Source organism: Hallella faecis (assembly GCF_018789675.1).
Taxonomy (GTDB): Bacteria; Bacteroidota; Bacteroidia; order Bacteroidales; family Bacteroidaceae; genus Prevotella; species Prevotella faecis.
This window is the reverse complement of record NZ_JAHKBE010000035.1, coordinates 12,706-31,752: the sequence shown is the minus strand read 5'-3', so window position 1 is coordinate 31,752 and position 19,047 is coordinate 12,706. Positions and strand designations below refer to the sequence as shown.

The window sequence follows — 19,047 nt, the reverse complement described above, 5'->3', positions numbered from 1 at the left end:
TTATCTGCTGCACCTCAGCAATTCAAGCAAGCTTGATTGCATTCGGTTTGCACGACAATTCAGCCCGTCTTCCCTAAATCAGAAACTCCAATCATATAGTGGTTCGTAGAACCTTGGTGGATTCCCGAGCGTGTCGCTCATAGGGCATTTGGAGGGGCGGCGCACATTTTTTTAGGTTCGATGATAATAAAGCAACGTTCTTTCCGTTAAGAAGATAGAAAGGACAAGTTATTACTCTCATGAAACACTTTTAACGTTTATCAAGCCTATGAAAAATTTTACTCCGGAAGAACTCAAGCCCTCGGCATTGTCGCTTATGCTGATCAGGCAGATTGCCTACACCTACCGTGTGTCGAAACTCACGGGCCGTCCACTCAACTATTGCATGAACTGACATGAGCACCATTATATCCCCTTCGCTCCTGGCCGCCAACTTCGTCGACCTCAAGAGTGAGATAAACATGATTAACCGCAGCGAGGCCGATTGGCTCCACTGCGATGTGATGGACGGTGTGTTTGTGCCCAACATATCATTTGGCTTCCCCGTGCTCGAGGCGGTGGGCAAGATTTGCCAAAAGCCGCTCGACGTGCACCTCATGATCGTTCACCCCGAGCGCTACGTGGAGCAAACGGCGCGCATCGGCGCCATGATGATGAACGTGCATGTGGAGGCGGTGACCCACCTCAACCGCACCATCCACGAGATCCACGACGCGGGTATGAAGGCGGGCGTTACGCTCAATCCCTCCACGCCGGTGTCGATGCTCGAGGATTGCATCGAGGATGTCGACATGGTGCTCCTGATGAGCGTCAACCCTGGCTTCGGTGGTCAGCGCTTCATCGAGAACACCTACGCCAAGATAGGGCGCTTGCGCAAGCTCATCGCCGAGAGCGGTTCGAAAGCCCTCATCCAGGTGGACGGTGGCGTGAACGGCGAAACGGCCCCCCTTCTGGCCAAGGCCGGGGTAGATGTGCTGGTGAGCGGCAGCTACGTGTTCCGCGCCGACAACCCTGAGGAGCGCATCCATCAACTCAAGAACCTATAAGCACATGAGGAAAATAGCATTGTCGCTGCTGTTCGCACTGGTCGCCCTGACGGCCAGTGCGCAGTCGGCGTTGAAGAGAGTGTATAACGAGGCCATCGATCCCATGGCCCAGATCGACAGTGCCCTGGCTGCCGTGCGCGCCGAGGGCAAAGGGCGCCTGGTGGTCTGCCAGGTGGGTGGCAACTGGTGCCCGTGGTGCCTGCGCTTCGCCGATTTTATGGAGCGCGACGCCGAGATAGCCCAACTGGTGGCCAACAACTTCGCCTATATCCATGTCAACTACAACCCGCGCAGCAAGGCGGCACAACAGTCGGAGGCCCTGATGAAGCGCCTCGGCAGTCCGCAGCGGTTCGGGTTCCCCGTGTTTGTGGTGCTCGACCAGGCCGGCAACGTGCTCCACATCCAAGACTCCAGTTTCCTGGAGGAAGACAAGGGTTACAGCAAGGAGAAAACGCTTCGCTTCTTCAAGGCGTGGGCACCCCAGGCCGTCGCCCCGAGCAACAATGTGATGCGGACCATTGAGGCGCGTCGCTCCGTGCGCCGCTACCTCGACCGCCCCGTGGAGCACGCCAAGCTCGAGCAGGTGGCACGCGCTGGCATCCTCGCGCCCAGCGGCATGAACCTTCAGCCGTGGCAGGTGCGCGTGGTGGAGAACAGGGAGTGGATCGACGGCGTGACCGACCTCTTCAAGAAGGCCAACCCCGACCAGGTGAAGCGCGACGCTCATTTCAAGAACATGTTTCGCAACGCGCCCAACATTATCTGTGTGGCCACACCCGACGGTCAGCCTTCGGTCGACGCCGGCCTCATGGGCGAGAACATGATGCTCGCTGCCCAGTCGCTGGGGCTCGGCACCTGCTGCCTGGGAGGCCCTGTGCGCTTCCTCAACACGACAGACGCATGTAAGCCATACCTCGACAAGCTCCAGTTGCCCGAGGGCTACAGCATCTGCTACATCCTCGCCGTGGGCTATCCCGACGAGAGTCCCGAGGCCAAGCCGCGCGACATGGGCAAGCTGCAATTCGTCAAATAGCCGATAGGCAGGCCAACGGCCCGATTCTAACTCCTCTGCAACACCGCCAAGGCCAAGGCGCTCTAACCCCGCCTGCGACCGGCAGGCGCTAACCCAACACGACGCCGCCGACAAAACCAGGAATTCCCGGTTTTGTCGGCGGCGTGATTTGGGTAAAACTTTTGTAAGCGGCAATGGGTTTATAACATGATGATCGAAGCTCAATTCTTCCGCAGCCTCAAGTCGGCAAGTATCACCGCCAACTCTTTCTCATCTTTTGCAGCATTCTTCGATTTCCAAGCCACAATAAAGCGTACGCTTGCAGCTGTCACATGATAACCTCGGGTTTCCCATTTGGCCAGTTTGGCCATCATGCCTTGCGATAGTTGGGCAACGGCTTTGCCCGTTTGTGCACAATACAGATATGGCGCATTATACAGCAACTCGTCGCCACCTCGCAAGGCCAGCACTTCCTGTTTGCTATATTTGAAATAATCAAGATAAACGTCCTTGTGCGATAGTTGCAGAACGATTTCCTCAGGCACCGCGTATTGCTGAGTGTCGGTAACGCGCTGACAATGGTTTATACCCTCAAACACTCCGCCATTGGCATGAATGTACAGATTGTGCTTGGCCCGGGTTATTCCTACATAATATCTACGCAGAAGATCGTCGGTGTGGTCGTATTTGTCGGATATCAGCATATACACATTGTCAAACTCACGGCCTTTCGACTTATGGACGGTCGACACCACCACCTCCGCGTCAGAAACATCACAGAAATCCTCTATCGTCGACTCGAATACGAACTCGCGCAAGTCGGTATAGTATTTAGCGCGGTTGGTCAGCTCAAACATCTCCACACATCGGCGCACATACTGCAAGCTCTTGCTTGTTGCATACTTGCCAAACGTTTTTAGCTTTGCCTCCTCCCAAGCCTCTTCAGCGATGAGTGGCGACACCTTCCTGCTGTTGACACACTTCATGAAATAGCGCATCTCCATCAGATTGCAGAAGCGCAGCCCGTCCAACGATTGTATCAGTTTGGCCTTGACACCTCGCCCATTTAGCAGCGCAAGCATCACGACCGCTTCCTCATTGGTCTGTGTCAGTATGCACGTGGTTCCTTTGCCACGCCTCATCACCTCATCGGCCACGGGCAGATACATGTGTTTAGAGATGTGGCGTGTTATTTTCACCTCGCCCTCCTCGTCGCTCATCGACACAATGGGGGCGCTCTTCAACCTTCTCCTTATCGACTTAACGAAATCGTTGGCCGCCCCAACCACGCGACGCGAGCTGCGATAGTTCTCTGTCATTTCGATGAAACGTCCTCCCGCTTCCTTGCTCAACTCATACATGTACTTCGAGTCGGATCCACGAAACTCATAGATGTTCTGGTCGTCATCGCCAACCGCAATGACCCGCATGTCCTCATTGGCCGACATCAGGGCCGACACCAAGGCATAATCGTCGCTGCCCATATCCTGCGCTTCGTCTATTACAAGCACCGTCTTGCCGATATGGTTTTGCTCCACCTCGCCATTGTTTATCATCTCAGCGGCCTTTGCCACCACGCCACTAACGTCGTCAAGATTGCCTATGCGTCCGAGCAAGTCGAAACAGTAGGAGTGGAATGTCTTGATCTCTACGAAGTGGGCGGCATTGCCAATGAGTTGCAGCAACCTGCTCTTGAATTCTGTAGCGGCGGCGCGCGAGAACGTTAGCATAAGCAATTGCTCATGCTTCACGTCTTCAAGCAGCAGCAGCGATGCGAGCTTGTGCACAAGCACTCGCGTCTTGCCACTGCCAGGCCCAGCCGCCACCACAATACAGCGCGACTCATGGTCCTCGATAATCTCTTTCTGTCGCGTGGACAACTGCCCGAAAAGCTCGCGGTATTTGGCTGGAGTAAGGTTGCGGTTTATTTCTTCTATGCGATTTCCCTTGAAGTACTTGCCTATGAACTGTCGATAGTCCATCTGAAAGTAGTCGTGCACATATTGCAGGGCAGCGTCATAGTCGCTAACCATCAGATTGGCGTATTCGCCTACTATATGTATCTGCTGAATCTTCTGCTTGTAGAACTCGTTGAGCGTGTGGTAGTCGTCCTGCTTATAACGCAAGCGATTGTCCTTCAGCCGGCGAATGTCCATGGCATTGTAGAGCACAAGAAATCCGCCTTCGAGCTTCAACGCCCCAATCTTAGACAGGTAGAGCAGCGACTCCTCCACATCCTCCAACTGCAAGTTGGAGGAGTCGAAGAACAACATTTGCCCATTCGTCTTAATGTCGTTAAGCAATTCCACTACCGAGAACTGCACCGCTCCTGTTTTCTTGGCCTCGTCGTCCATGGCCTCCGCCATACGGTAAAGCCAGTCGATAACAAACCTGCAGATGTTCAGGCGTTTCTCAAAGCGCTTCAACGTCGATTCCATGTCGCTTTGGCGTCTTACAACGATGTCGCGCGACACATCTTCCTTCTTGCGCGTGTAGCCTTTCACGGCAAGAAAGTAGAGCAGCGTGCGTATGTTTTTCTCAGTAGACTTTTCCAATCCGTCGCGCACAGCATTGTCGTTGAGTTGCTTATACGATATGCGCAACGATTCGTCTGGAATATGCCTTATGATGTATTCTTCAAGTTGTGCGAAATACTCGAGCATGTTTTTTGCCTTGCGTTCAGACCCAACATCCTGCATGTAGGCCGAGATGTCCTTGCTGTCGGCCAGTATGCCCTCTTGGCGCATCCGCTCTACAGCCGACACAATTTCCCGCTTGTTCATACCGAGAATGTCGGCAAGGTAGTCGATGCGCGACTCCGCCTCAGAATCCTGCGCCTTTGAGATGTGTTTCTGCGAAATGAGCGACTTGATGATGCGCACCGCCTTCTCCACCTCGTCTTTCCCAAACAACGACGACGTTACGATGCGCCGACGCGCCTCATCCATGTTCTTCACCGTTATGCCCGTGGCATACACATGCGGCACATTGTTGCCACGCTCTATATAGCCGCTTTGCTCAAGTGCCGAGAGCGCCGTGCGCACACGCGTCTCGATGTCCGACACCGAGTCGTCCCAACCAGCCTGTCGGGCTATTTCGAGCGCCGAGCAGCACACTCGCTGACGCTGGCGTGTGAAGTTCTTTACGGCTTGCCACACCTGCTGTATCTCGCTAAGGCTGAGCTTGGTCTGGTTGAGAAGTACGAAATGCTTGTCAAGGTCGTTGTCGGCGTACAACACAAAGCACTGGGCTGTGAGACTGGGGTCGCGGCCTGCGCGTCCCGCCTCCTGCACATAGTTCTCCAGCGAGTCGGATATGTCGTAGTGGACCACAAGCCCCACGTCGCTCTTGTCGACCCCCATGCCGAAAGCCGACGTGGCCACAATGATGTTCACTCTTCCCGTCATAAACTCATCCTGGTTCTTTATCTTCTCATCGGGGTCCATCTTGCCGTTGAACGGCAAAGCCTTCATTCCGTCGCGGGTGAGCTTCGATGCGAGTTCGCGTGTGCGCTTTGTGCGCGACACATACACGATCGTAGGGCACGCAGCCAACTTCACAAGTTCGCGAAGTTGCGCATACTTGTCGTCATCCGTATCAACGTGTATTACCTTATAGCGCAGGTTCTTTCTTGAGGCCGACGATGCAAAGAGATGCAGGTCGAGGTTGAGCCAATGCTTGAAATAGTCGCAAATGTCCTGTACCACCTTCTGCTTTGCTGTTGCCGTAAAACACGACACGGGGATGTGGGTGTCGCCACCCTTGCGCTCTTGGTATTCCTTGATAAACTTGCCTATATAGAGATAGTCGACACGGAAATCCTGTCCCCAGGCCGAGAAGCAGTGTGCCTCGTCGATGACGAATCGCACCACATGGCGCGCCATCAGTATCTTCTCTATGGTCTTCGACCGCAACATCTCGGGCGATATGTATAACAACGAAGCGTCGCCGCCCTGCACACGCTCTATGGCCAGCGAGCGCGATATGGGGTCGAGCAAGCCGTTGATGGTCACGGCGTCGGTTATGCCACGGTCAGCCAGATTGTCAACCTGATCTTTCATGAGCGACTGCAATGGCGATATGACGACCGTCAATCCATGCACGCTGCCTCCTTCCATCAAGGCAGGCAACTGGAACGTGAGCGATTTTCCTCCGCCTGTTGGAAATATCGCCAACAATGATTGGCCGTCGATGGCGGCGCACGCTGCTTTTTCCTGCAACGGCTCACCATCATAAGTGCGAAACGCTTCATAGCCGAAGAAACGCTTCAGATTATACCGAGCGTCAAGTTGTTGGTTGCAATAATCGCATCCTTCCGCACAGCGTGTGTGCCGCAGCCGTCGCATCACATACTCCACCTCAGGATAGTGGTACAACACCCAAGCTGGGGTTACCGACCGTTGGTCTGACGTGTCGATTAAGGCCAAGGCATAGGCCAGCGCACAAGGATATTTGCTTGCCAATGTCTGGATGGGGGCGTTGGCGCATATCATGCCGGCAAATTCAGCCCGTATCAGTTCTGCGACCGAATCCTTGGCGTGCCTCTCCGCCCCTACCAACTGCATAAAGCCGTCAAACTCTTCTATGCCGGTGAGCAAAGAGGCGTAGATGCGCTTTCTGCGCTCAGGCAGATTGTGCCAATGGGTCATTTCGTCAAAGAGCAGTTCGCGTGCCTTCTCGCAGTCGTTGACCGGATTGTTCATCTCGTCGCTCATCAGCTTGTCGTCCTTCACAAGTCGGTGGTAGGGCCGTTCGGGGAACAACAATGGCGACATGTATAGGGTGTCGACAAGCGCCCATGGCTGTCGCTCATCGCCAAACAGATATTTTGCGTCGTGATGCACAATGTTGTGACCACACAAAAAATCTATGTGGCGTAGGAAAGCCTGCAAGTCGGCCTTTGAATTTTTGTGGAACGTTGCTCCGTCATAACGCAACGCTCCTATGTCCTGAATCTTATGGTTCTTCACCCCAACCTCCACATCCACAAAGGCGTAGCTGTCGGCATTACGCTTTATGGGCGTAAGGTCGATGTTGGTAGAGCGCGGTGCTTCACCTTTGTTTATGGAGCCTAAGATTCTATCCCAGAGTGACATAGTTGGTGAAGGTTAGTATGAACCCATTGGTATTACTGGTACAAAAATAGCAATAATAATCCAGTTTTATATCATGCACGGAACAAAATTTAGGCAAAAAGTAACTTCTAAACACACCGTTTTACCTGTGTGCCGTCTCATTCGTCGTCAGAACGATGCATTCCACATTCTCAACATCCCTCCCCCAAATCTACACGGTTTTTCCTATCACGCCCGGGTTCGCTCCCAAATACGCCCTTCTCGCGTATTTTTGCAACCGCTTGACATTCAGTCACTTATCATCAGAAGGCCCCATTTCGCATCCAACATCCCACATTCCGCATGACGAAAAGCCATCTTTTGAGGCTCGAAACATGCCCTTTCGAGGCCCCTTCTCTTACCTTTCGCATCTCGAAAGCTTAGCTATCGCAACTCGAAAGATGCCCAACGCCACAGGCGGCCCTTCGTTTTCGGCGTTTCGGCCCTTACGTTTCGCCTTTTCGCGCGCTATTTCAGCCAAAAACGCAACACAAGTTTTTTACCAATTTTTCTTACTGTTGGTTGTTGAATGTGGGGTGGGGATGGGGTTGTTAAACTTCGAGAATTCTACAAATGGTATAATGGAAAAGCCACAAATATAACTAAAGTTTCGGATTTAGTTTCAAAGGGGCTGAATTATTGCGCAATCATACTTGCTTGAATTGCTGAGGTGCAGACGATAATGCACGGGCACGGGCTGAAAGCCCAATGAGCGCATAGCCCAGGGCAAGCGAAGCGACGCCCTGGGTAGTATCGTATTATCATTGGTGCGCCCTGAAAGGGCAAAAGCATTAATCCTTAAATACATATTCCTTATTGTATTCTACTCCATACGATTCTAAAAACTTTTGGTACTCATCTTGAAACGACATTTTTTTGTGATGTATGCCTTGATTCTTTACATATTCCAATGTCTTTTCGACGACGGTCTGGCTGACGGAGAAAACACCATATCCATTCTGCCATGCGAATGTTCTATAATATGGGGCTATTGTTTTCACCCATCTACTACTGTTGCGTTTTACCTCCTCCACCACATGTGTTATAGTGACGTCCTTTGACAATAGGAATAAAACATGTATATGATCACATATTCCACCTACCTGTATTACTTTGCAGCCTGTGGCATTAACCAGTTGTCCTATGTAGGAATGAATGCGGTCGAGATCGCTTTCACGGATAGGAGAGCTCGTGGTTTTGATGTGAAATATCAAATGTATGTAGATTTTGCTCAATGACTGTGCCATATTTATTACGCTTTTGCCCTTGCAGGGCGTTAATGTATGTTGTTTGGTATTCGTACCCAGGGTGTCGCTTCGCTTGCCCTGGGCTATGCGCTTGTTGGGCTTTCAGCCCGCCCCTGCCTAAATCGGAAACTCATAAATATAATAATTGGGGGGCGAACGTCGTTAATAAGAATATGAGAGACAATCAAGAAGAACTATTTCCGATGGTCGACGAGAACGGCCAGGTGCTTGGAGCCGTGAGCCGCGGACGGGCCCACGACGGCAGTAAGATTCTGCATCCCGTGGTCCACCTGCACGTGTTCAACAGCAAGGGCGAGCTCTACTTGCAGCATCGCCCTGCGTGGAAAGACATTCAGCCCAACCGGTGGGACACGGCCGTGGGCGGCCATGTAGACCTGGGCGAAAACGTGGAGCAGGCGCTCCACCGCGAGGTGAGGGAGGAGCTGGGCATCACCCAGTTTGCGCCCGAGAGCCTCGGCCATTATGTCTTTGAGAGCCTGCGCGAGAAAGAGCTGGTTTATGTGCACCGCTGCGTTTACGACGGTGAGGTGTGTCCCAGCAAGAGCGAGCTCGACGGCGGGCGCTTTTGGAGCCGCCAGGAGATTCTCGACAACATGGGCAAGGGTGTCTTCACGCCCAACTTCGAGAACGAGTATCGTAAGTTTTTCGGCTAAACCCACAATCTGCCATGGAACCCAAATTCATCATCACCCTCGACGGCTATATGCGCATCGGCCAAGTAAGGATGCACAAGGACTTGTTGCAGCCCCACGACACTTGCGTCGGCGGTGGCTTTTGGGAAATCGACTACGCCTCGATGAGGCTGCTGCTGTCGGGCAAGTCGTTCGACTACGGCAAGCCCAAGTGGACCCTCGTCACCGGCAAGCTCTATGTGCCCAGCGCCTACCGCGGCATGCAAATAGAATACACGGGCAGTTCGCTCGTCGACTACCATAACCTGTCGCAGGAGTTTGAGATAAGCTATTATTAGCCTGTTGGCATGGGGCCGATTAGTCCCGTTGGCATGGGGCGGTTTCGCTCAAGGGAGATACATTGTGGGGCGGCGGTTGCGTTCTGCGATGAGAAAAAGTGGGGCGGAAGCACAATAAGGCGCAAGGCCAATGCGTTATGTTAGATGGAATAATCTCCTGATTGAAACTTAAAAAAACAATAACAATTATGAATTCCGACATTCAGGGCATTTACGAGGCCCGCGAGCTGGGCAAGCCCAAGTTTGTGGTGCTCGGTGTGCAACACCTCTTCGCCATGTTTGGCGCCACCATCCTCGTTCCCCTCATCACCGGACTCGACGTGAGCGCCACGCTGCTCTTCGCAGGCATTGGCACGCTGATCTTCCATCTGGTGTCGAAGATGAAGGTGCCAGCCTTCCTTGGCTCCAGCTTTGCCTTTCTGGGAGGATACGCTTCCGTCAAGCAGTTGTGCGTGGCACAAGGCCTGACCGACGTGGTGGCGCTCAATTACGCTTGTATCGGCGTAGCTGCAGCGTCATTGTTGTATTTTGTCATGGCGTTCCTGCTTAAGATGTTTGGCACGGAGAAGGTCATGCGCTTCTTCCCACCCGTGGTGACCGGACCGATGGTCATCGCCATCGGACTGACGCTCTCGGGCTCGGCCATCGCCAACTGTCAGCAAAACTGGTTGCTGGCCATCACGGCCATCGTCATCGTCATCGGAACCTCCATCTGGGGCAAGGGCATCATCAAGATTGTGCCCATCCTGCTCGGCGTGCTTGGCTCGTATGTGCTGGCCGCCGCCATGGGCGAGGTCGACTTCTCCAAGCTCAATGAGGCGGCGTGGGTAGGCCTGCCCATCGACATGGACCGCACGGCCCTCTCGGTGGCGAAGGATCCCAACTTCGACCTCATCGTAACGTCGATCATCGCCATCTTCCCCATCGCTTTCGCCACAATCATGGAGCACATCGGTGACATGTGCGCCATACAGAGCACCGTGGGCCGCAACTTCATCAAGGACCCGGGACTGCACCGCACGCTCAGCGGCGACGGATTGGCCACGTTCCTCGCCTCGATATTCGGTGCGCCGGCCAACACCACGTATGGTGAGAACACGGGCGTGCTCAACCTCACGAAGGTGTTCGACCCGGCCGTCATACGCCTGGCCGCCTGCTTCGCCATCCTGCTGAGCTTCTGTCCGAAGTTTGCCTGCCTCATCGGCCTGATGCCCGCCGCCACCATCGGCGGTGTGAGCCTCATTCTCTATGGCATGATCTCGGCCGTGGGCGTGCGCAACCTCGTGGAGACCTCGGTCGACTTCTCCTCATCGCGCAACGTGTTTGTGGCCGCCCTCATCATGGTGGTGAGCATCGGCGTGCAGTATGGCACCGACGGCGGTGTGAAGATCGGCTCCGTGGCCTTCTCGGGCCTGGCCCTCGCCGCCCTCGTAGGCATCCTGCTCAACGCCATCCTGCCCGACCAGCTCGGCATGAAGGTGAAGAGCTTCAATGGGAAAGATAAGAAATATAAGAAAGAAAGAGAATAAGCCAATGGTTTAGGAGCCCGGTGGGACTGTTGGGCTTCATGGGCCGGTAGGCGTGAAACGAATGATGGGCCTAATAGGCATGTGGGCGGCTGTCGCGTCAGCCCATTGCCTATTAGGCCCATCGGATTTGTTTGGCTTTTAGGCCCTCAAGCCTATCAGCCTACCGCTTGCCCAGCAACTTGTAATACTCGGTGGCTCCCAGCAGGAAACAGCCCGTGCCGAAATCCTCGAAGTCGGGCACCGAGGTGTAGCTTACCGGTTGGCCGTCGGAGGGCTGCTTGCCCGTGCCTTGCACATATCCCAGGAACCCGTCGGGATGGAGGCAGATGCGTTCCATGCCCCGCCAAGCGCGGTCGGCCACGGGGCGATAGGTCTTCGCCTTGATGAGGCCCTGGCTGATGCCCCAGCTCAGGCCGTAGAGGAAGAGCGCCGTGCCCGTCAGCTCCGGACCAGCATAGTGGGTCGACGTCATGCTCACGTTCCACAAGCCATCTTGGCGCTGGCAAGCCGCAATGGCGCGCGTCATGGTCAGGAAGTCGGCCTTCAACTCCTTATAATACTTGTGGCGCTTGCCCACGGTCTGCAGGGTGCGCACCAGGGCGGCGTACACCCATCCGTTGCCGCGGCTCCAATAACACTCCTGGCCGTCGGGCTCACGGTAGGGCGGCACAAAGTCGGCGTCGCGATACCACAGTCCGGTCTGCTCGTTGAAACAGCCGCCGCCACACTCGTTGCGCGTCCAGCGATACGCCTTCATGCCATAGTCCATGTAGCGCGCGTCAGCCGTGGCCTGGCCCACCTGGGCGTAGAGCGGCAGCGCCATCTGCACGGCGTCGATCCACGACCAATAGTTGTGGCGTCCCGAGGCCATCTGTCGGTCGAGGTTGTCGCGCACGATGGGCAACACCTTCGCCGCATCGTTGCCGGCGTAAGGCAGCAGGGCGAGGTAGGTCTGACAGCAACACTGGTCGTCGGCGTCGGTGGTGGTCACCCCGTTGCGTGGCGTCCATTGGTGGAACCGCGCCCAGCGCAGCGCATAGTCGACATACGTCTCCTGCGGGTCGACGGCCTGCAGCGCCATCAGTCCCTCGTAGTAGACGGCGCGCGTCCACAAGCTGCTGGGGCGCACCTTGCGCACGAAGGTGGCCTGCGTGGGATCGGGGTGTTTCTGCATGAAGTAATGGTTGGCCTTGCGGGCGGCGGCCAGCACGTCGCCGGCCTGTTGGGCCATGGCCGAGAGGGCCATGAGCGTGAGGCCCATAAGCGTGAGGAAGCGTCTTGAAATCATGTTCTAAGTGGCGTTTGTTTTTATGCTTTGGGCAAATTTACAAAATTTATCCTATGCCGAGTGTAAGTTTACAACGTTTTTTTTTTCGCTTTCATTTATTCTTCGTACATTTGCGCCATAATTCATCAATTCGTCATATCATTATCGATTATGTATAGAACGAAAACTTGTGGAGAGTTGCGTCTCTCCGACGCCGGCCAGGAAGTAACACTCGCCGGATGGGTCCAGCGCACACGTAAGATGGGCGGCATGACATTCGCTGACCTGCGCGACCGCTACGGCCTCACACAGCTCGTGTTTAACGGAGCCGTCGACAAGGACCTCTGCGACCAGGCCAACAAGCTCGGTCGCGAATACTGCATCCAAGTGACGGGTACAGTGTCGGAGCGCGAGAGCAAGAACAGCAAGATGCCCACTGGCGACATCGAGATCATCGTGAGCAAGCTCAATGTGCTCAGCCCCAGTCTCACGCCGCCCTTCACCATCGAGGACAACACCGACGGTGGCGATGAGCTGCGCATGAAATACCGTTACCTCGACTTGCGCCGCGCCGCCGTGCGTAAGAACATAGAGCTGCGTCACCGCATGACCATCCTCATCCGCAACTTCCTCGACAACCAGAAGTTCATTGAGGTGGAGACCCCGATCCTCATCGGCTCCACACCCGAGGGAGCCCGCGACTTCGTGGTGCCCTCACGCATGAACCCCGGACAGTTTTACGCCCTTCCGCAGAGCCCGCAGACGCTGAAGCAGCTGCTTATGGTGGCCGGTTTCGACCGCTATTTCCAGATTGCCAAGTGCTTCCGCGACGAGGACCTGCGCGCCGACCGTCAGCCCGAGTTCACGCAGGTCGACTGCGAGATGTCGTTTGTCGATCAGGACGATGTCATCAATATCTTCGAAGAGTTGTGCCGCACCCTGTTCCGCGAGATTCGCGGTGTGGAGCTGCCCAAGCCGCTCGAGCAGATGACCTGGCACGACGCCATGCGCCGCTTTGGTAGCGACAAGCCCGACTTGCGCTTCGGCATGGAGTTTGTGGAACTGAAAGACGCCTTTGAGGGCAAGGGCGAGTTTAGCGTGTTCAACGAGGCCAAGTACATCGGTGGCATTTGCGTGCCGGGATGTGCCAACTATAGCCGCAAGCAGCTCAACGAGCTCACCGACTTTGTGAAGCGTCCGCAGGTGGGCGCCCAGGGCCTGGTGTTCATCAAGTATAACGCCGACGGAACGGTGAAGAGCTCTATCGATAAGTTCTATTCGCCCGAGACGCTGGCCGAGATCAAGCAGGTGATGGGCGCCAAGGACGGCGACCTCGTGCTGATTCTCTCTGGCGACAACGCCAACAAGACACGCGTGCAGCTCTGCTCGCTGCGCCTGGAGATGGGCGACCGCCTGGGCCTGCGCGACAAGAACGTGTTCAAGTGCCTGTGGATCATCGACTTCCCCCTCTTCGAGTGGAGCGACGAGGAGCAGCGCCTCATGGCTACGCACCACCCGTTCACCATGCCCAACCCCGACGATATACCCTTGCTCGATGAGCATCCTGAGCAGGTGCGCGCCAAGGCTTACGACTTCGTGTGCAACGGAGTGGAAGTGGGCGGCGGCTCGCTGCGTATCCACGACACCCAGTTGCAGGAGCGCATGTTCGAGGTGCTCGGCTTCACCCGCGAGCGTGCCGAGGCCCAGTTTGGCTTCCTCATGAACGCCTTCAAGTATGGAGCGCCCCCTCACGCCGGTCTGGCCTTCGGTCTCGACCGCTTCGTGAGCATCCTGGCCGGTCTCGACAGCATTCGCGACTGCATCGCTTTCCCGAAGAACAACAGCGGACGCGACGTGATGCTCGACGCTCCGGGAGAGCTCGACCCCAAGCAGCTCGACGAGCTCAACCTTGAGGTAAAGGCACACAAATAAGAATCCCCGTCAGCACAAGGTTGACACAACTCTACCCCCCTATTCATCCATGGGAGGGAGCTAGCAGTAATATTTCAACTCAAAACTGCGGTGTAAGCAACTGATCCCCCCCGCTTGCACCGACTGCGAAAGCGGCAGCACTTAGCGAAGTGTGTAGCCGCTTTCTTTTGGTTTTGGGGGGATGGGCATTGTAGGCTTAATGGGCGTGAAGGGCCTGGTGGTCTTGATAGGCATGATGAGCCAGCTGGGGTGCTCCTCATAAATAATGATTTTCATGCAATCGTTTGCTCAATAGCGAGGAAAAGCGTAACTTTGTACCCGATAAGGAAGCATACGGGTGAGGAGAAGACATTCTTTCGCCGCACCGGCATACACACCGTCACTGCACCGCGGGACGTGTTCCCGAGTACATTTTTTAACAACCACATTTATTTTAAGAACATGGTTTTACAAGACCTCCAAAAAGATTTCAAAGGTTCCAATTGGAAGCGCGAGATTGACGTAAGAGATTTTATCCAGGCCAACTACGAGCCCTACAACGGCGACGAGAGTTTCCTTACCGGCCCCTCCGAGAAGACAAAGAAGCTCTGGAGCATCCTCTCCGACCTCTTTGAGGTGGAGCGCGAGAAGGGCGTGTACGACGCTGAGACCAAGCTTCCCCAGAGCCTCGATACCTACGGTGCTGGCTATATCGACAAGGACAGCGAAGTGGTGGTGGGTCTGCAGACCGACGCACCCCTGAAGCGAGGCATCTTCCCCAAGGGAGGCATACGCATGGTGGAGAAGGCTCTCCAGGCCTACGGCTATGAGCTCGACCCCGCCACCAAGACAATCTTCACGAAGTATCGCAAGACACATAACGAGGGTGTGTTCTCGGCTTACAACGACGACATCAAGGCCGCCCGCCACGCACACATCATCACTGGTCTGCCCGACGCTTACGGCCGCGGCCGCATCATCGGCGACTACCGCCGTATTGCCCTCTATGGCACCACCAACCTCATCGAGGAGAAGAAGCGCTACTTCAAGCGCATCGACATCCAGGAGTTCACTGAGGAGATCGTGCGCCACCGCGAGGAGATCAGCGAGCAGGTGCAGGCCCTGAAGCAGTTTGAGCGCATGTGCGCCGCTTACGGCTTCGACGTCACCAAGCCCGCCACCAACGCCCGCGAGGCTGTGCAGTGGACCTACTTCGGTTACCTCGGCGCCGTGAAGGACCAGGACGGTGCCGCCATGTCGCTGGGCCGCGTCTGCGCCTTCCTCGACATCTTCATCCAGCGCGACCTGAAGAACGGCACGCTCACTGAGGAGGAGGCACAGGAGCTCATCGACCAGATGATCATGAAGCTGCGCATCGTGCGTTTCCTCCGCACCCCCGAGTACAACGACCTCTTCTCAGGCGATCCCATCTGGGCCACAGCCTCTATCGGCGGTATGGGCATCGATGGCCGCTCAATGGTTACCAAGACCGACTATCGTTTCCTCCACACCCTGTACAACATGGGTCCGTCGCCCGAGCCCAACCTCACCATCCTCTGGAGTGAGCGCCTGCCCGAGCAGTGGAAGAAGTATTGCGCCAAGGTCAGCATCGACACCAGCGCCATCCAGTATGAGAACGACGACCTCATGCGCGCCGATCTCGGCGACGACTACGGCATCGCTTGCTGCGTGAGCCCCATGAAGATTGGTAAGCAGATGCAGTTCTTCGGTGCACGCGCCAACTTGGCTAAGTGTATGCTCTACGCCATCAACGGCGGTCGCGACGAGATGACCGGTCACCAGATCGCTCCCCGCTTCGCGCCCATCACATCCGACTACCTCACCTACGAGGAGTTTATGCCTAAGTTTGAGCAGATGATGCGCTGGTTGGCCAAGACCTACGTCAACGCCCTGAAGATCATCCACTACATGCACGACAAGTACGACTACGAGGCCTTCGAGATGTCGCTGCACGACGGCGATGTGGAGCGCACCCGCGCCACAGGTATCGCTGGCCTGTCGATCGTTACCGACTCTATCGCCGCCATGAAGCACTGCAAGGTGCGCATCATCCGCGACGAGACCGGCCTGGCTGTCGACTACAAGATTGAGGAGGGCGAGTATGTGCCCTTCGGCAACAACAACGACGAGACCGACTCTATCGCAGTTGACCTGACTGAGAAGTTCATGGAGTACCTGCGCCAGCACCGCACCTACCGCAACGCTGTGCCCACCCAGAGCTTGCTCACCATCACCTCTAACGTGGTGTATGGCCGCAACACCGGTTCCACTCCCGACGGTCGCCAGAAGGGCGTTCCGTTCGCACCGGGCGCCAACCCCATGAACGCACGCGACGTGAAGGGTGCCGTGGCTGCCCTGGCCTCAGTGGCCAAGCTGCCGTTCCAGCACTCACGCGACGGTATCTCATACACCTTCGCCATCGCTCCCTCGGCCCTCGGTAAGGAGAAGGACATGCAGGCCACAAACCTCGTGTCGCTGCTCGACGGTTACTTCACACCCAACGGTGGCCAGCACATCAACGTCAACGTGTTCGACCGTCAGCTCCTGCTCGACGCCATGGATCACCCTGAGAAGTACCCGCAGCTCACCATCCGCGTCAGCGGTTACGCTGTGAACTTCGTGAAGCTCACACGCGAGCAGCAGCTCGACGTGCTCTCACGTACCATCAACCTGGGCATGTAATAAGGCCCACGGTATCGCATTGATACACATCATCATACGAAAGCCATTTGCTCACCGCACAGCAGCGGAGGGCATTTGGCTTTCGTTTTAGTCACTCACACCCACAGGGCCCACTCGCATCGCCCCGCTGGGTAATAGAACACGCTATATATCATGACCCATACCATTGGCCACATTCATTCCATGGAATCGTTTGGCACTGTCGACGGGCCCGGCATACGCTTCGTGGCGTTCATGCAGGGCTGTCCGCTGCGCTGCCAATTCTGCCATAACCCCGACACGTGGGACCCGCATGGCAAATGCCAGTACGAGCTCACCCCGCAGCAACTGCTCGACGAGGTGCTGCGCTACCGTAGCTTCATCAAGAGCGGCGGCGTGACGCTGTCGGGTGGCGAGCCGCTGATGCAAGCCGACTTCGCCGCCGAGTTTTTCGCCCTCTGCCAGGCCGAGGGGCTCCACACGGCCCTCGACACCAGTGGCATCTTCTGCTCGGGCCGCGCCCTCGATGTGCTCAGCCACACCAACCTCGTGTTGCTCGACATCAAGACGATGAACCCCGACCTCCATCCGCGTCTCACTGGCCAGCGGCAGGACAACAACTTGCGGTTCCTCGACGAGCTGCAGCAACGCGGCATCCCCATCTGGGTGCGACACGTGGTGGTGCCGGGCCTCACCGACAACGACGAGTGGCTGCACCGCCTTGGTGAGCACGTGGCCCGTTACTCGGTGGTCGAGAAGATCGAGGTGTTGCCCTATCACACCCTTGGCACCTTCAAGTATCAGGAGCTGGGCCTCCGTTATCCGCTCGAAGGCGTCGATCCGCTTCCCGCCGACCGCACCCAAGCCGTGCGCCAACTTCTCTCGGCCTACAAGCCTTGCCTCTAACCGCATCCATCCCAAAGGGCGCGTCGACCAAGAGCCTATCAGTCTCGTCGACGCGCCCTTTGCGCCTATTGGTGGCGGCACCCCAACCCACCCGATGGTTGCAGATACCTACGCAGGGGCTTGCCTGCCTTCATGTTCATAACCGCTGCCGGTACGTTGGTGCGGGTGTTCAGCGAGGGAGCGTCGTTATAGATTTGTCTTTCCTATTTTGTTTCAACCTTTCCGTTCTCCAGGCAAACGATGCGCTGCTCGGTGCCGTTCTTCAGCTTCACGATAATGCCCACGTTGTTTGGCTCGTTCGGCTCGAAATAGTTCACCGATGCGATGTCGCCCGGCTCCGTGTCGGAACTCGGCTCATACACGCATACGAAAGGATGGCTCCACGCCTTGCCCTTCTGGCGAGCCACGAACGTGAGAACGGGCTGCTCTTCCTTCACCAGAGGTCTGATCTCCACCTTCTTCTTCGCAAGGTAGCAGGAAGGGTTGGCAAAGAGTAGGAAAACCGCACCAACCACGTATAAAACTCTGTATTTCATTTTGTTTTTTTTGGGGGGCGTTACGTTTATAATACGTATGGCTTCGAGCATTTGCGTAGAAATAAGCGTTTTAATTTTGTTTCGCTTGGCCATTCTGCGGTCCACATTCAACCACTCCACATCCGAAGGACCCATTCAACATTCTCAACATCCCTCCCCCGAATCTACACTATTTTTCCCGTCGAGCACCGCCTCGCTCCCAAATACGCCATTCTCGCGCATTTTTGTAACCGCCTAACATTCAGACGCTTACCATCCGAAGAACCAATTCGGCTCTCCACACTTCCCATTCCGCCTTGCGGTTAGGCATGTTTCGACCCACGAAACATGCCCATCCGCACCTCCATCCCTTACCTTCCGGCCCTCGATCCCTTAGCTATCGCACCTCGAAAGATGCCTAACGCCCCGTTCCTCGCTCCCCATCCGCCCTCCCAAACGCCCCAAACCGCCTTCCCCGCCCTCTATTTTGACCGAAAACCCAACACAAGATTTGTACCAAAAATCTTTAATGTGGAATATTGAATGTTAGGTGAATGATAATATTAATGATGAGTGTGGAATGCTGAGTGTTGAATGGCTATGCGGTGTCAATGAGAAATCATGAACAGGTACGGCCAAGTTCATGGACCATTGGTCCTTTCAGAAAAGCCGCAAAGCCGAGTTTCCCGTCCAATTCTCACATAATTATTTTGCATCCACCCCTAAATGAGCACCGGCGACAAAAACACCTAAAGATCCATGAATGACAGATTTGTTCTCAATATCATGGCTAATTGTTTACGTTGCTCGTGAGAATTTGTTATATT

At 55.5% G+C, this 19,047-nt stretch carries 14 protein-coding genes; 9 read left to right on the top strand and 5 right to left on the bottom strand.

Annotated elements, in window-relative coordinates; genetic code table 11:
* Positions 1-268 precede the first annotated feature (268 nt).
* The 3 genes from KM934_RS13250 to KM934_RS08800 are packed head-to-tail and all read left to right on the top strand — an operon-like array spanning position 269 to position 2,079.
* Positions 269-394 carry a hypothetical protein gene (locus KM934_RS13250; RefSeq protein WP_262898225.1) on the top strand — a complete coding sequence of 42 codons (126 nt, stop codon included), beginning with the start codon at positions 269-271 and terminating at the stop codon, positions 392-394.
* A 1-nt stretch (position 395) separates the two neighbouring features.
* On the top strand, positions 396-1,046 hold the full coding sequence (gene rpe, locus KM934_RS08805) for a ribulose-phosphate 3-epimerase (protein WP_215760250.1): 651 nt from the start codon (positions 396-398) through the stop codon (positions 1,044-1,046).
* A 4-nt stretch (positions 1,047-1,050) separates the two neighbouring features.
* The gene (locus KM934_RS08800) at positions 1,051-2,079 is read left to right on the top strand and encodes a nitroreductase family protein (RefSeq protein ID WP_215760249.1); all 1,029 of its coding nucleotides are present in this window, start codon (positions 1,051-1,053) and stop codon (positions 2,077-2,079) included.
* A 200-nt stretch (positions 2,080-2,279) separates the two neighbouring features.
* Here the strand turns inward: KM934_RS08800 and KM934_RS08795 are convergent, their stop codons facing one another.
* Together KM934_RS08795 and KM934_RS13320 are read right to left on the bottom strand one after the other, a co-directional pair.
* Positions 2,280-7,154 carry a RecQ family ATP-dependent DNA helicase gene (locus tag KM934_RS08795; protein ID WP_215760248.1) on the bottom strand — a complete coding sequence of 1,625 codons (4,875 nt, stop codon included), beginning with the start codon at positions 7,152-7,154 and terminating at the stop codon, positions 2,280-2,282.
* Between the two features lie 809 nt (positions 7,155-7,963).
* The gene (locus KM934_RS13320) at positions 7,964-8,419 is read right to left on the bottom strand and encodes a transposase (RefSeq protein ID WP_215760247.1); all 456 of its coding nucleotides are present in this window, start codon (positions 8,417-8,419) and stop codon (positions 7,964-7,966) included.
* A gap of 173 nt (positions 8,420-8,592) precedes the next feature.
* Here KM934_RS13320 and KM934_RS08785 point away from each other — a divergent pair, with 173 nt between their 5' ends.
* From KM934_RS08785 to KM934_RS08775, 3 genes are all read left to right on the top strand, one after another.
* The gene (locus KM934_RS08785; RefSeq protein ID WP_215760246.1) at positions 8,593-9,093 is read left to right on the top strand and encodes an NUDIX hydrolase; all 501 of its coding nucleotides are present in this window, start codon (positions 8,593-8,595) and stop codon (positions 9,091-9,093) included.
* A gap of 14 nt (positions 9,094-9,107) precedes the next feature.
* A complete protein-coding gene (locus tag KM934_RS08780) occupies positions 9,108-9,410 on the top strand; it encodes a hypothetical protein (RefSeq protein WP_215760245.1) in 303 nt (100 codons plus the stop codon).
* 188 nt (positions 9,411-9,598) lie between these two features.
* Positions 9,599-10,939 (top strand): uracil-xanthine permease family protein, encoded by a 1,341-nt coding sequence (locus tag KM934_RS08775; protein ID WP_215760244.1) that lies wholly within the window; start codon positions 9,599-9,601, stop codon positions 10,937-10,939.
* Positions 10,940-11,099: 160 nt separating this feature from the next.
* Here the strand turns inward: KM934_RS08775 and KM934_RS08770 are convergent, their stop codons facing one another.
* Entirely contained in the window at positions 11,100-12,227 is a 1,128-nt protein-coding gene (locus KM934_RS08770; RefSeq protein ID WP_252344955.1) for a glycoside hydrolase family 88/105 protein, read from the bottom strand.
* 150 nt (positions 12,228-12,377) lie between these two features.
* Between KM934_RS08770 and aspS the strand changes: the two genes are divergently transcribed.
* Positions 12,378-14,138 (top strand): aspartate--tRNA ligase, encoded by a 1,761-nt coding sequence (gene aspS, locus KM934_RS08765; RefSeq protein ID WP_215760243.1) that lies wholly within the window; start codon positions 12,378-12,380, stop codon positions 14,136-14,138.
* 141 nt (positions 14,139-14,279) lie between these two features.
* Here the strand turns inward: aspS and KM934_RS13245 are convergent, their stop codons facing one another.
* Positions 14,280-14,414: a hypothetical protein gene (locus KM934_RS13245; RefSeq protein WP_262898224.1), complete on the bottom strand. Its 135-nt coding sequence runs from the start codon at positions 14,412-14,414 to the stop codon at positions 14,280-14,282.
* A gap of 165 nt (positions 14,415-14,579) precedes the next feature.
* Between KM934_RS13245 and pflB the strand changes: the two genes are divergently transcribed.
* Both pflB and pflA read left to right on the top strand, forming a co-directional pair.
* Positions 14,580-16,820, top strand: coding sequence for a formate C-acetyltransferase (pflB, locus tag KM934_RS08760; protein ID WP_215760242.1), 2,241 nt, complete (start codon positions 14,580-14,582; stop codon positions 16,818-16,820).
* 153 nt (positions 16,821-16,973) lie between these two features.
* Positions 16,974-17,705 carry a pyruvate formate-lyase-activating protein gene (pflA, locus tag KM934_RS08755; protein WP_215760241.1) on the top strand — a complete coding sequence of 244 codons (732 nt, stop codon included), beginning with the start codon at positions 16,974-16,976 and terminating at the stop codon, positions 17,703-17,705.
* Between the two features lie 203 nt (positions 17,706-17,908).
* On the opposite strand, the gene KM934_RS08750 is transcribed toward pflA, so the two are convergent.
* Positions 17,909-18,241, bottom strand: coding sequence for a hypothetical protein (locus KM934_RS08750; RefSeq protein ID WP_215760240.1), 333 nt, complete (start codon positions 18,239-18,241; stop codon positions 17,909-17,911).
* Positions 18,242-19,047: the final 806 nt, after the last annotated feature.

Bases quoted from the DNA above. Each gene is read 5' to 3' on its own strand.
- aspS (WP_215760243.1), top strand. From the start codon at position 12,378: ATGTATAGAACGAAAACTTGTGGAGAGTTGCGTCTCTCCGACGCCGGC.
- KM934_RS13245 (WP_262898224.1), bottom strand. From the start codon at position 14,414: ATGAAAATCATTATTTATGAGGAGCACCCCAGCTGGCTCATCATGCCT.
- KM934_RS08770 (WP_252344955.1), bottom strand. From the start codon at position 12,227: ATGATTTCAAGACGCTTCCTCACGCTTATGGGCCTCACGCTCATGGCC.
- KM934_RS08800 (WP_215760249.1), top strand. From the start codon at position 1,051: ATGAGGAAAATAGCATTGTCGCTGCTGTTCGCACTGGTCGCCCTGACG.
- KM934_RS08785 (WP_215760246.1), top strand. From the start codon at position 8,593: ATGAGAGACAATCAAGAAGAACTATTTCCGATGGTCGACGAGAACGGC.
- KM934_RS13250 (WP_262898225.1), top strand. From the start codon at position 269: ATGAAAAATTTTACTCCGGAAGAACTCAAGCCCTCGGCATTGTCGCTT.
- KM934_RS08775 (WP_215760244.1), top strand. From the start codon at position 9,599: ATGAATTCCGACATTCAGGGCATTTACGAGGCCCGCGAGCTGGGCAAG.
- pflA (WP_215760241.1), top strand. From the start codon at position 16,974: ATGACCCATACCATTGGCCACATTCATTCCATGGAATCGTTTGGCACT.
- KM934_RS08795 (WP_215760248.1), bottom strand. From the start codon at position 7,154: ATGTCACTCTGGGATAGAATCTTAGGCTCCATAAACAAAGGTGAAGCA.
- KM934_RS13320 (WP_215760247.1), bottom strand. From the start codon at position 8,419: ATGGCACAGTCATTGAGCAAAATCTACATACATTTGATATTTCACATC.
- rpe (WP_215760250.1), top strand. From the start codon at position 396: ATGAGCACCATTATATCCCCTTCGCTCCTGGCCGCCAACTTCGTCGAC.
- KM934_RS08750 (WP_215760240.1), bottom strand. From the start codon at position 18,241: ATGAAATACAGAGTTTTATACGTGGTTGGTGCGGTTTTCCTACTCTTT.
- pflB (WP_215760242.1), top strand. From the start codon at position 14,580: ATGGTTTTACAAGACCTCCAAAAAGATTTCAAAGGTTCCAATTGGAAG.
- KM934_RS08780 (WP_215760245.1), top strand. From the start codon at position 9,108: ATGGAACCCAAATTCATCATCACCCTCGACGGCTATATGCGCATCGGC.